The sequence below is a fragment of the Thauera propionica genome (assembly GCF_002245655.1).
GTDB lineage: Bacteria > Pseudomonadota > Gammaproteobacteria > Burkholderiales > Rhodocyclaceae > Thauera > Thauera propionica.
The window spans coordinates 55,480-68,184 of sequence record NZ_NOIH01000009.1 but is presented as its reverse complement, the minus strand read 5'-3'; the positions used below and the strand labels follow the sequence as shown (position 1 = coordinate 68,184).

The window sequence follows — 12,705 nt, the reverse complement described above, 5'->3', positions numbered from 1 at the left end:
CGTCAGTACTGCGGCATCTTCGGGTCGACCTGCGCCGCCCAGCCGGCGACGCCGCCGGCCAGATTGATCACGTTACCGAAGCCCTGATGCTCAAGGAACATGCAGACCTGCGCGCTGCGCCCGCCATGGTGGCAGACCACCACGATCTCGGCTTTGCGGTCGAGTTCCGTGTAGCGCGCGGGGACGCTGCCCATGGGCATCGGCACCGAACCGTCGATGTGACAGATCCCGAACTCCCAGGGTTCGCGCACGTCAAGCAGCAAGGGCTTGTCGCCTCCGGCGTCGTTCAGGCGGTCGGCAAGCTCGCGAGGGCTGATCTGGCGCATCGTCGTCCGCTCAGAAGCTGAACGCGTCGTGGCGCGGCGCGTTGCGCAGCATGGGCACGACGGTCTCGAAGATATCCTCGGTGCGGAAACGCCCCTCGGCCTCGCAGGTGATCAGGCGCGCCTTCATGACCGGCGCCTCGCCCACGAAGGCGAACAGACGACCACCCACCTTGAGCTGCTCGAGCAGTTCCTGCGGCACGAAGGGCACGCTCCCCGACAGCACGATGACGTCGTACGGCGCACGCTCGGCCCAGCCAGCCATGCCGTCACCCTGCGCCACCACGACGTTCTCGACACCGTTGCGCGCCAGGTTGTCCGAGGCGAATTTCACCAGTTCGGACTCGATTTCCATCGTACGCACCCACTCCGCGCGCGCCGCCAGCAGCGCGGCGAAGAAGCCGGAACCGGTGCCGATCTCGAGCACGGAATCGGACTTCGCCACTTGCAGAGCCTGCAGCACCTTGCCCTCGATGACCGGCTTCAGCATCACCTGACCGCAGCCGATCGGGATCTCGACGTCGGCGAAAGCCAGCGCCCGCGCGCTCGCGGGCACGAACTCCTCGCGCTTGACGGTCATCAGGAGGTCGAGCACGTTCTGATCCAGCACCTCCCAGGGGCGGATCTGTTGCTCGACCATGTTGAAGCGCGCTTTCTCGAAATTCATCAGGAGCTCCTGGCGAAATATTAGCACACGCTAATTAATAGCGTCGTCCGTTACGGCAAAACCGCGTCATTCTAGCGCAGTTGCTGCGCTGCGATGGCGCGACGCGGTGCCTGTGAACGGGGGAAGCGAGGATGGCGAGCAACCGCATCCGCGTGCGCGAACCGGCGGTGCGCCGGGGGCTCGCACATGAGGGCGGACCAGGCCGCAAGGGAGTTCGGGGGTCAGCGCGACTCGAGCACCAGGCGACCGTTGGCCGGCTGGATCGGGCGGGTGTTGCGCGGATAGAGGCGCCCGAACACGGCCAACTGGTCGTCGGCCATCGGCACCGGTGTCTTCATCACCACCCAGGTGACGTCCTCGGTGCAGGGTGGCACCGGCAGCGAGCCGAGATAGAGGAAGTGCGCCGGATTGTCGGGGACAAAACCGCGCAGGTCGATCACGGCATCCGGAACGAACTCGCGCCCGCGATCGAGCGGCAGGTTGTTCCACAAGGTCTGCAGCAAGGCGTTCGGCGCGCCGCCCGCCTGGAGCAGGATCGAGACGATCGCCGTCCGGCCGTCGGCGCTGCGGTGTTCGAGATAGGCGGCCATGTCATAGGCCATGCCGCCGACACGCTCCTGCGATGGACGATGCAGGGTGAAGCGTTCGAGTTCGTAGCGCGTGCTGCGGATCTCGACCCCCATGCCTTCGCCGACGTCGATCTGCAGTGTGTTGCCGGTGTCGCGGATGCGAAAACCGGTGCTGCGGTAATGGAACTTGACCGGCGCCAGGTCCACCGCCACGCCGTCGCGGAGGTCGATCGGCGACTGGCGTGTGCCCTCGCTGCACAGACGCCAGTCGGGACGCAGGCGTCCCCAGGCATCCGGCCCCAGTTCCCCTTCATAGCGCCAGCCGGGGTCGAACGGGTTGTCGCGTTTGGCGCGAAGCAGCGCCTCGACGGGATCGACCGCGGCCTGAGCCGCCGGCGCTGCCGGAGCCTTGACCTGCGGTCGGGCCAGGGCCACAGGGGCCGGGGGCTGCGGCCGCGGCGTCTCACGCACGACGGCACGCGGCGGTTCCGACCTGCGCGCCGGGCTCGTCCGCGCCGGCGGCGGCGCTTTCTCGGCCTTGCGCGCCGGCTCGGCAGGTCCGGGCTTGGGCGCCTCACGCTCGACCGTCTCGGGATCGGGCTTGGCGGGCCGGATGTTGGGAAGCGGCGGCAGGGCGAGCTTCTTGCCGCCATTTTCCGCTGCGTCTTTCGCAGGCGCCCCATCCGCCGACTTGGGCGGCTCTGCGGCCCGCACAGCCTGCGCCGCAGCCGGGCCGGTTTCGATCGGCGCCGGGCGGGCCGGCTGGGCTGCCGCCGGTTTCGAGGGCGGCTCGGTCTTCGCCGGGGCCGGTGCGGGCACCCTGGGCGCTGCGGGCGCGGCGGCTTCCAGCTTGGGCTGCATCGTATCGGCCAGCTTCTGCACTTCGTCCGCCACCTTCTGCAGGTCGGCCACCGACGGCGGGCCGCACACCTCGCGCCACATGCGCTCGTCGACCGAGTTCGGCGTCACCCGCAGCGGGGTCTGGTCCTCGACGGTTTCCTCGCGCACCAGATTCTCATCCGCATCCAGATAGACACGCTTGATGGTGGAGAAGGTCCGGTTCTGGCAGTCGTAACGGTTCAGCGCCTTGATCGTCGCGTAACCTGCTGCAGCGACTTCGTTGTTGGCCAACACCACCCGCCCCCACGACACCTTGGTGCCGCGGTCCGAGGTCAGGATGCTGCCGCGGTCGATCTCCACCCGGCGGTTGCGATCGCTCAGCACCAGCTGCCAGTCGGCGGCGAGCGCGACCTGCAGCGGGCTTGCGATCATCAGGGCCACAAGGGCCAGGCGGGAGAGTCTCATCGGCTCGGGAAACGGGGCGGTAATGGAATCCTATACGGCGTGCGCGCGGAAATCTTGAGCACCTTGCCACGCACGGGGGCATCCAGTATCGTCCGCAGTTCTCGTTGGGGGTGCCCGCCGCGCACGGGCTGAGAAAGACCCTTGGAACCTGATCCGGCTCGCACCGGCGTAGGGAAACGTAAACATGAGTTCGACCGCTTCATCCGCTGCCGCCACCGGCAGCGAGTCCCGTATTGCCAATGTAGTCTCGATCGCCGGCGTAGATCCGAGTGGTGGCGCTGGCGTGCTTGCCGACCTCAAGGCCTTCTCCGCGCTCGGCGCCTATGGCTGCGGCGTCATCGCCGCACTGACGGCCCAGAACACCCGGGGAGTCACCGGCGTGCATGTACCGCCGACCGATTTCCTGCGCCTGCAGATCGACACTCTGTTCGCCGACGTCGCGATCCACGCGACCAAGATCGGCATGCTCGGCAGCGCCGAAGTCACCGCCACCGTGGCCGACCGCCTGGCCCACTGGAAGGCGGCCAACGTCGTGCTCGACCCGGTGATGGTCGCCAAGAGCGGTGACAGCCTGCTGGCGAAGAGCGCGATCTCGATGATGCGCGAGGCCCTGTTCCCCCAGGCCTTCCTGATCACGCCCAACCTGCCCGAGGCGGGCGTACTGCTCGAGCAGCGCGCGCCCGATACGGTCAAGGAGATGTACCGCGCCGCCGAACGTCTGCGCGAACTGCTGCCGACATCGAGCGAGCGCTGGGTGCTGCTCAAGGGCGGCCACCTCCCGGGCAACGATCTGGTCGACCTGCTGTTCGATGGTGACCGCATGGTCGAACTGCCGGCGCCGCGCATCGAAACCAGGAACACGCACGGCACCGGCTGCAGCCTGTCGTCCGCCATCGCCGCCCTGCTACCGCAGCGGGCAGGCGGCTTCCGCCCGGTCGAGTCGGCCGTGCGCGAGGCACGCCAGTGGCTGCTGGGCGCCATCGCGCATTCGGGCGAACTCGGCGTCGGCAGCGGTCACGGACCGATCCATCATTTCCACGCCCTGTGGCGGCGCCCGCAGGCGTCGTCCTGACCCCCTTCCGCGGCCGCCCCAACCTGGCGCGGCCTTCGCCCGCTCACGCATAAGCACATCTGCCCCCAGGAGACACAGCCCATGAACGCCAACGAGAAATTCATCGCCGCCAAGGCACAGGTCGATGAAGCCGCGATCGCCCCGCTGCCCAACTCGCGCAAGATCTACGTCGAGGGTTCGCGCCCCGACATCCGCGTGCCGATGCGCGAGATCACCCAGTCGGACACCCCGGCCTCCTTCGGCGCCGAGCCCAACCCGCCGATCTTCGTCTATGACTGTTCGGGCCCCTACACCGACCCCGCGACGAAGATCGACATCCGCTCCGGCCTGCCGGCGCTGCGCCAGCGCTGGATCGAGGAGCGCAGCGACACCGAGGTGCTGCCCGGCCTGTCGTCCGAATACGGCCGCCAGCGCGCCGCCGACAAGGCGCTCGACGAACTGCGCTTCCCCGGCCTGCACCGCAAGCCGCGCCGCGCCAAGGCGGGCATGAACGTGACCCAGATGCACTACGCGCGCCGCGGCATCATCACGCCCGAGATGGAATACATCGCCATCCGCGAGAACCTGAACCGCGAGAAGTACATCGAGTCGCTGCGCGCCACCGGCCCCAGGGGCCAGAAGATGGCCGACATGATGCTGCGCCAGCACCCCGGCCAGAGCTTCGGCGCCAGCCTGCCGGCGGTGATCACCCCGGAGTTCGTGCGTGACGAGGTCGCCCGCGGCCGCGCCATCATCCCGAACAACATCAACCACCCCGAATCCGAGCCGATGATCATCGGCCGCAACTTCCTGGTGAAGATCAACGCCAACATCGGCAACTCCGCGGTCACCTCCTCGATCTCCGAGGAGGTCGACAAGATGACCTGGTCGATCCGCTGGGGCGGCGACACGGTGATGGACCTGTCGACCGGCAAGAACATCCACGAGACGCGCGAATGGATCATCCGCAACAGCCCGGTGCCGATCGGCACGGTGCCGATCTATCAGGCGCTGGAAAAGGTCGACGGCAAGGCCGAGGAACTCACCTGGGAGATCTTCCGCGACACCCTGATCGAACAGGCCGAGCAGGGCGTGGACTACTTCACCATTCACGCCGGCGTGCTGCTGCGCTACGTCCCGCTGACCGCCAACCGCATGACCGGCATCGTCAGCCGTGGCGGCTCGATCATGGCCAAGTGGTGCCTGGCGCATCACAAGGAGAGCTTCCTCTACACTCACTTCGAGGACATCTGCGAAATCATGAAGGCCTACGATGTGGCCTTCAGCCTGGGTGACGGCCTGCGTCCCGGTTCGATCTACGACGCCAACGACGAGGCACAACTGGGCGAGCTGAAGACCCTGGGCGAACTCACCGATATCGCCTGGAAGCACGACGTGCAGGTGATGATCGAAGGCCCCGGCCACGTGCCGCTGCACATGATCCGCGAGAACATGGACCTGCAGCTCGAGCAATGCAAGGAAGCGCCCTTCTACACCCTGGGGCCGCTCACCACCGACATCGCCCCGGGCTACGACCACATCACCAGCGGCATCGGCGCGGCCACCATCGGCTGGTACGGCACCGCGATGCTGTGCTACGTCACGCCCAAGGAACATCTGGGCCTGCCCAACAAGCAGGACGTCAAGGAAGGCATCATCACCTACAAGCTGGCCGCGCACGCCGCCGACCTCGCCAAGGGCCACCCGGGCGCCCAGATCCGAGACAACGCGCTCTCCAAGGCGCGCTTCGAGTTCCGCTGGGAAGACCAGTTCAACCTCGGTCTCGACCCGGACAAGGCCAAGGAATTCCACGACGAGACCCTACCCAAGGACTCCGCCAAGGTCGCCCACTTCTGCTCGATGTGCGGCCCGCATTTCTGCTCGATGAAGATCACCCAGGACGTGCGCGACTTCGCCGCGCAGCAGGGCCTGGATGAAGCCGAGGCGCTGAGGAAGGGCATGGAGGTGAAGGCGGTGGAGTTCGTGAAGAGCGGCGCCGAGGTCTATCGCAACGTCTGACCCCTGCAACAGCCGGATGACAAAACGCCCGCCGGGATGGCATCCCGGCGGGCGTTTTTCTGCGAAGGCCGACGGCGATGCCGGCCGGTTCAGACGGGACTCAGCGCGCCTGTTCCGCGACGAAAATTTCGACGCGGCGGTTCATCGCGCGGCCCGACGCAGTCGCGTTGTCGGCGATCGGCTGGCGCGAGCCGCGGCCGTCGATGGCGATGCGCTGCGAGGACACGCCGCGCGCCACCAGATAGTCGCGTACCGCGGCGGCGCGGTTGACCGACAGCGGGTTGTTGATCGCGTCGGTGCCCGTGCTGTCGGTGTGACCGATGATGGTGATCGTCGTGACCGGATGCTGGTTGAGGCTGCTCGCCAGGCTGTCGAGTACCGGGCGCATGTTCGGCTTGATGTCGTAACGGCCGGTATCGAAGGAGATGTCGCTCGGAATATCGACCTTCAACTGGTTGTCGGCGGTCTGGCTGACGCCGATGCCGGTGCCCGCCGTGGCCTGCTCCATCTCGGCCTTCTGCTTCTGCATGTTCTGCGACCACAGGTAGCCGCCCGCCGCACCGATCGCGGCACCGACGGCAGCGCCCGTCGCCGTGCTCTTGGTCTTGTTGCCGCCCGCAGTCGCACGGCCGATGACCGCACCCGTCACGGCACCGATGCCGGCACCGATACTCGTGTCGCGCTGGGTCTCGCTCATGTTCGCGCAGCCCACCAGGCCGCTCGCGGCAACGGTAAGCGCAGTCAGGGAAACGACGATCTTGTTCATGGTTCTCAGCCTCCGGATTTGTAACAGGCCAGTCGATTATGGGCGCGAGCCCCAACTCCACGCCTGTGGCAGTGTGCAACAAAGCATGACGACGGCCGATCAGGGATAACGCGATCAGCCGCGCAGCGCGTTGAAGATCGAGTAACCCGCCCAGGTCATCAACACCGATCCGCCGACGTGGAGGGTGAGGTGCAGCGTCAGCCAGCCCAGCGCACCGCGCTGCAGCAGATGGAAAGCCTCCGCCGAAAAGGTCGAGAAGGTCGTCAGCCCACCCAACAGCCCTGTGGTCAGCAGCAGCTTCAGGGCCGGGCTCATCGCCGGCCAGGCCTGGATCAGCGCAAGCGCAAGCCCCATCAGCAAGCCGCCCACCAGGTTGGCAACCAGCGTCCCCAATGGCACGAAGACGAAGGCCGGGTTGAGCCACAGCCCCAGACCCCAGCGTAGCCAGGCCCCGCACGCTGCCCCGGCCCCCACGGCCACGAACGCCGCAAGATTCATTGCGCTGCGCCCTCCAATACATGCTCGTGCCCGGGCGCCTGTGCGGCGCCGGCAAGATGCAGTGTCCGCGTCGGAAACGCGATCTCGGCCCCATGCGACGCGACAATGTCGGCCACCTTAAGCATCACGTCTTGCTTGATCTCGTGGAAGCGCACCCAGGCGGTAGTGCGGGTGAAGGTGTAGATCATGATGTCGAGGGAGGACGGACCGAACTGGTTGAGATTGACGATCATGGTCTGATCCTGGTCGATTTCCTCGTGCCCGCGCAGCATCGCCTTGATGTCATCGACGATCGCAGCCACCTTTCCGACGTCATCGTAGCGCACGCCGACCACCTCGTTGATGCGCCGGTTCGTCATGCGCGACGGATTCTCCACCGTGATCTGCGTGAATACCGCATTGGGCACGTACAAGGGTCGTTTGTCGAAGGTGCGGATGCGTGTGAGGCGCCAGCCGATCTCCTCCACAGTGCCTTCGATCTGCTTGTCGGGCGACCGCACCCAGTCACCGACGACGAAAGGCCGGTCGAGGTACACCATCAGTCCGCCAAAGAAGTTGGCGAGCAGGTCCTTCGCGGCAAAACCGACCGCAATGCCGCCGATGCCGCCGAAGGCGAGCACGCCGGAGATCGAGAATCCCAGGCTCTGCAAGGCGACCAGCACTGCCGTGATGATCACCGACACCCGCAGCAGCTTTCCAATTGCATCGACAGTGGTGCGATCGATCGACTCGCCCCGACGCAGGCGCTGCGCCATGATCCCGTCCTGGACATTGCCGACGAAGCGCACCAGGAACCACGCCAGACAGGCAATCACGCCCACGGTGCGGACCGGTTCGATGGCCTCGAACAGGGCGGCGTCTGTCTCAGTTTCCGTCTGCAGGATTCGCGCCGCGAAAGTGAGGCCGACAAGCCACGCCACCACTGTCAGCGGCTTGCGCGCCGCGGACACCAGCGCGAAGTCCCACGGCGTCGGCGTGTTGCGCGTGCGCGCCTCGAGCCTGGCCAGCGTGCGGCGCAGAAAGAAATTGGTGACAACAACCGCCAGCACGACGAGAAAGAGTTGCAGGATCAACGTCAGCGTGTGGTCCCCGCCGGTCATGCGGTCGAGCATCGGTTCCACCCAGTCAAGCGCTTCCGTATCGGGCATCGGCATCCTCTCGTTGGTTCGGCAGCCCCCGATTCTACCGGCCGAGGCGTGGCGGCTGTTCGCGGATTGCCCTGCGCCCATGGCCTCGGCAAGCAAGGCGCATGACCGGGATCGGCTACAATCGCGCCAATTGAAAACCGGCCCGTCCGTGGCCCACGCAGATCTCCGCCCGATGAAATCCGAAAAGAACTCCGCCACCGAAGCCCCCGTCGCCTCCAACTTCATCCGCAACATCATTGACGAGGACATCCGCACGGCGAAATGGGGCGGTCGCGTCGAGACGCGCTTCCCGCCCGAGCCCAACGGCTACCTGCACTATGGCCACGCCAAGTCGATCTGCCTGAACTTCGGTCTCGCCGAAGCCTATGGCGGCGTCTGCCACATGCGCTTCGACGACACCAACCCCGAGAAGGAAGAGCAGGAGTACGTCGATGCTATCCTCGAGGCGGTGAAGTGGCTCGGCTTCGAGTGGGGCGAACACCTTTACTTCGCCTCCGACTATTTCGACCGCATGCATGCCTGCGCGGTCAGCCTGATCAAGGCCGGCAAGGCCTATGTCGACTCGCAGTCGGCCGAGGAAATGCGCGCCAACCGCGGCACGCTGACCGAGCCGGGCAAGGACAGCCCGTATCGCAATCGCAGCGTCGAGGAGAACCTCGACCTCTTCGCCCGCATGCGCGCCGGCGAGTTCGCCGAGGGCACGCACATCCTGCGTGCCAGGATCGACATGGCGAGCCCCAACATCAACCTGCGCGACCCGGCCATTTACCGCATCCGCCACGCTGCGCACCATCGCACGGGCGACGCCTGGTGCATCTACCCGATGTACACCTTCGCCCATCCGATCGAGGATGCGATCGAGAACATCACCCACTCGGTGTGCACACTGGAGTTCGAGGATCAGCGTCCGTTCTACGACTGGCTGCTGGATGCGCTCGCCACCGAGGGCCACTTCCCGCGCCCGCTGCCGCAGCAGATCGAGTTCGCCCGCCTCAACCTCACCTACGTGGTGCTCTCCAAGCGCAAGCTGATCCAGCTCGTCAATGAAGGCCACGTCGCCGGCTGGGACGACCCGCGCCTGCCCACCCTTGTCGGCGCCCGCCGCCGCGGCTTCACCGCCGCCGGTTTCCGCCGCTTCGCCGAACGCATCGGCGTCTCCAAGGCCGACTCGTGGATCGACATGAGCGTGCTGGAAGAATGCATGCGCGACGACCTCAACGAAGCCGCCGAACGCCGCGTCGCGGTGCTCGACCCGTTGAAGCTCGTCATCACCAACTACGCCGAAGGCGCCTCCGAGCTGTGCCAGGCGCCTAACCATCCGCTCAAGCCCGAACTGGGCAAGCGCGACATGCCCTTCGGCCGCGAGCTGTGGATCGAGCGCGAGGACTTCATGGAGGAGCCGGTCAAGGGCTTCCACCGCCTCTACCCGGGCAACATGGTGCGGCTGCGCTACGGCTTCGTGGTGAAATGCACCGGATGCGAGAAGGATGCTGCGGGCAACATCACCGCGGTGCTGGCCGAACACATGCCCGACTCCAAGTCCGGCACTCCCGGCGCCGACAACTACAAGGTCAAGGGCAACCTGCACTGGGTGTCGGTGGCGCACGGCTACGAAGCCGAGGTCCGCATCTACGACCGCCTCTTCGCCCATCCCCATCCCGGCCAGCGCCGCGAGGGCGACGCGCCGGACGCCGAGCGCGACTTCCTCGACGACATCAACCCGGACAGCAAGCGCGTCATCACCGCCTACCTCGAGCCCGCGCTCAAGGACGCCCGCGCCGAGGACCGCTTCCAGTTCGAACGCCACGGCTACTTCGTCGCCGACCGCGTGGACTCGAAACCCGGCGCGCCGGTGTTCAACCGCACGGTCACGCTGAAGGATTCGTGGGCCAAGGGCGGGAAGTAAGACTGGTCTAAAGGGAGCATGCGGATGGTGATCACACAGCGCAACATCGCACCGATCGCCACCGCGGGTGTCCGCTCCTGCAGCCACGCGAGAAGACGCCGCCGTGGCTGCATGGGGCATTCCTTCTGCAGGCTGCGGAACTCACCCTTCGGGCTCGGACAGTCCTCGCCTGCGCCAGGAATACCCCACGCATCCCCGGCTCGCACCACCGCGCTCGATCAGCCAAAAACAAGATCATCAAGCCCGCGTCTTTGCTGCGGTTCAACGAGCAGAATCAGTTCCTGCATGCGTACGTGGTGTTCCTGGAGAGGCGAGGACTGTCCGAGCGCAGCGAGTTCCGCAGCCTCGGAAGGAACACCGCGTACGCATCCTTTGCACCACCGCAGGACTCAGACCTCATGAGTGTCCCGAAGTACCACGAACTCATTCGCCCCCTGCTCGATCTGGTTGCCGACGGACGCCCGCGCAATCTCCGCGAGGCCTCCCAGGAGCTTGCTGAACATCTGGGACTCACCGAGGAAGACCTCGCGGAAACCCTTCCGAGTGGTTATCCGCGATACCTCAACAGAGTCGGCTGGGCCAAGAGCGACCTCAATAAGACAGGGCTCATCGAAAGCTGCGGTCGCGGGATGTTCAAGATCTCGACGAAAGGCCGTTTCGCACTGCCCGATCTGCCAGTCAAACTGGATCGCAAGTATTTCGAGTGCCACGGCTTCGGCAGCTGGAAGGCGACCGCGGCCTCCGAAAACGCCCCCGTCAGCGCTGCCGCCCAATTCGACGAAACATTGACACCTGAAGAACAGATCGACGAGACGTTGAAGGAACTTCAGGAGGCCCTGGAACAGGAAGTACTGACTCAGCTACGCGCCATCAGTCCGGCGAGCTTCGAACGCTTTGTCGTACGCCTTCTCGCAGCGATGGGTTATGGCGTCGGAGAAGTGACAGGCCGTTCAGGTGACGGCGGGATCGATGGCGTGATCTACGAAGACCGGCTGAAACTGGACCGGATCTATCTGCAGGCGAAGCGATGGACCGACGCGCCGGTGGGTGGGCCGGACATCAATGGCTTCCTCGGTGCGTTGGCAAAGCATGGCGCAAATCGCGGCGTCTTCGTGACGACGAGTCGCTTCACCCAAGATGCAAGACGCGCCGTGGAGCTGCCTCACCTGAGGCTGGTCCTGATTGATGGGGAAGAGCTTGCCCGGCTCGCCGTCGAACACAACGTCGGCGTGTCCATCAAGCGCAAAATAGAACTGAAGCGTCTGGATACGGACTTCTTCGACGATCTCTGAGCCTCTGATGAATACCTTCCGGCGCCTGATTCCTTTCGTCATCGTGCTCGCCCTCCTCGGCGCGGCAGGCTGGTGGTTCACCCGCCCCAAGCCGGTCGCGGTCGTGGTGCATGAGGTCGGGCGCGGACTGGTCGAGGCGACGCTGTCGAACACGCGGGCGGGCGAGATCGAGGCTTGCCAGCGGACCAAGATGGCGACCATCGTCGGCGGGCGCATCGACTACCTGGGGGTGAAGGAAGGCGACCGGGTCGAGGCCGGGCAGGTGCTGATGCGGCTGTGGCACGGCGACCTGGACGCGCGACTGGCGGTCAACCAGGCGCAGCTCGCCACCGCACGCCAGCGCGTGCAGGAAGCCTGCACCGTGGCCGACAACGCCGAACGCGAGGCCGCGCGCCAGGCGCAGCTCGTCAAGCGCGGCTTCGTGTCCGCCAGCGCAGAGGAGAAGGCGCGCACCGAAGCCCGCGCCCGCCGCGCTGCCTGCGACACGGCACGCGCGGACGTCGCCACCGCGCAAGCCCAGCTCACCGCCACCGAGACCGAGCGCCAGCGCCTGGTGCTGATCGCTCCCTTCGCCGGCACCGTGGCCAAGATCAGCGGCGAACTGGGCGAGATCTCCATCCCCTCCCCGCCCGGCGTGCCGACGCCGCCGGCCATCGACCTGATCGACGACTCCTGCCTGTACGTGAAGGCGCCGATGGACGAGATCGACGCGCCCAAGATCCGTGCCGGGTTGCCGGTGCGGATCTCGCTCGAAGCGATGGCGGGCACGGTGTTCGAAGGCCGGGTGAAACGTGTCGCGCCCTACATCACCGCGGTGGAGAAGCAGGCCCGCACGGTCGAGGTGGACGTCGACTTCGTCCGCCCGGACGAGGCCCGCGGCATGCTGGTGGGCTACAGCGCGGACGTCGAGATCGTGCTCGACACCCGCCCGGACGTGCTGCGCGTCCCGACCTCCGCGCTGCGCGAAGGCCAGCGCGTGCTGGTAGAGCAGAACGGCGTACTGGTCGAGCGCGGCCTGCGCACCGGCCTGTCGAACTGGGAACAGACCGAAGTCGTCGAAGGCCTGCAGGCCGGCGAGCGCATCGTCACCTCGCTCGAACGCACGGGCGTGGCGGCCGGTGCGCACGTCAGCGTCGAGTCCGTCACCCGCTAGCGCGCAGA

11 protein-coding genes and 1 riboswitch are annotated in these 12,705 nt (G+C 66.3%); of the genes, 5 read left to right on the top strand and 6 right to left on the bottom strand.

Translation table 11 applies throughout. From position 1 onward, the window contains the following. Nucleotides 1–2 precede the first annotated feature (2 nt). The 3 genes from CGK74_RS09415 to CGK74_RS09405 all read right to left on the bottom strand — a co-directional run bounded on the left by CGK74_RS09415 (nt 3) and on the right by CGK74_RS09405 (nt 2,864). A complete protein-coding gene (locus CGK74_RS09415) occupies nt 3–326 on the bottom strand; it encodes a rhodanese-like domain-containing protein (RefSeq protein WP_094268234.1) in 324 nt (107 codons plus the stop codon). A gap of 10 nt (nt 327–336) precedes the next feature. Next, on the bottom strand, nt 337–990 hold the full coding sequence (locus CGK74_RS09410; protein WP_094268233.1) for a protein-L-isoaspartate O-methyltransferase family protein: 654 nt from the start codon (nt 988–990) through the stop codon (nt 337–339). Between the two features lie 221 nt (nt 991–1,211). After that, the gene (locus CGK74_RS09405; RefSeq protein WP_094268232.1) at nt 1,212–2,864 is read right to left on the bottom strand and encodes a surface-adhesin E family protein; all 1,653 of its coding nucleotides are present in this window, start codon (nt 2,862–2,864) and stop codon (nt 1,212–1,214) included. A 96-nt stretch (nt 2,865–2,960) separates the two neighbouring features. Next, nucleotides 2,961–3,056, top strand: a riboswitch (TPP riboswitch). Here CGK74_RS09405 and thiD point away from each other — a divergent pair. After that, the gene (thiD, locus tag CGK74_RS09400; protein ID WP_094268231.1) at nt 3,049–3,936 is read left to right on the top strand and encodes a bifunctional hydroxymethylpyrimidine kinase/phosphomethylpyrimidine kinase; all 888 of its coding nucleotides are present in this window, start codon (nt 3,049–3,051) and stop codon (nt 3,934–3,936) included. It overlaps the preceding riboswitch by 8 nt. Before the next feature lie 81 nt (nt 3,937–4,017). Further along, a complete protein-coding gene (gene thiC / locus CGK74_RS09395) occupies nt 4,018–5,934 on the top strand; it encodes a phosphomethylpyrimidine synthase ThiC (RefSeq protein WP_094268230.1) in 1,917 nt (638 codons plus the stop codon). A 100-nt stretch (nt 5,935–6,034) separates the two neighbouring features. On the opposite strand, the gene CGK74_RS19385 is transcribed toward thiC, so the two are convergent. The 3 genes from CGK74_RS19385 to CGK74_RS09380 form a co-directional block, all read right to left on the bottom strand. Continuing rightward, entirely contained in the window at nt 6,035–6,700 is a 666-nt protein-coding gene (locus tag CGK74_RS19385) for a YiaD family glycine zipper/OmpA-like lipoprotein (protein WP_094268229.1), read from the bottom strand. 114 nt (nt 6,701–6,814) lie between these two features. Beyond that, complete coding sequence (gene crcB, locus CGK74_RS09385) at nt 6,815–7,198, bottom strand: fluoride efflux transporter CrcB (protein WP_094268228.1); 384 nt, start codon at nt 7,196–7,198, stop codon at nt 6,815–6,817. Next, the gene (locus tag CGK74_RS09380; protein WP_206186227.1) at nt 7,195–8,583 is read right to left on the bottom strand and encodes a mechanosensitive ion channel family protein; all 1,389 of its coding nucleotides are present in this window, start codon (nt 8,581–8,583) and stop codon (nt 7,195–7,197) included. The genes crcB and CGK74_RS09380 overlap by 4 nt, the downstream gene beginning before the upstream one ends. Between CGK74_RS09380 and CGK74_RS09375 the strand changes: the two genes are divergently transcribed. The 3 genes from CGK74_RS09375 to CGK74_RS09365 all read left to right on the top strand — a co-directional run bounded on the left by CGK74_RS09375 (nt 8,519) and on the right by CGK74_RS09365 (nt 12,697). Beyond that, nucleotides 8,519–10,252 carry a glutamine--tRNA ligase/YqeY domain fusion protein gene (locus CGK74_RS09375; RefSeq protein WP_094268227.1) on the top strand — a complete coding sequence of 578 codons (1,734 nt, stop codon included), beginning with the start codon at nt 8,519–8,521 and terminating at the stop codon, nt 10,250–10,252. The genes CGK74_RS09380 and CGK74_RS09375 overlap by 65 nt on opposite strands. A gap of 398 nt (nt 10,253–10,650) precedes the next feature. Then, entirely contained in the window at nt 10,651–11,544 is an 894-nt protein-coding gene (locus CGK74_RS09370; RefSeq protein WP_133091819.1) for a restriction endonuclease, read from the top strand. A gap of 7 nt (nt 11,545–11,551) precedes the next feature. Next, nucleotides 11,552–12,697, top strand: a complete 1,146-nt coding sequence (locus CGK74_RS09365; RefSeq protein WP_094268225.1) for an efflux RND transporter periplasmic adaptor subunit — start codon at nt 11,552–11,554, stop codon at nt 12,695–12,697. Nucleotides 12,698–12,705 lie beyond the last annotated feature (8 nt).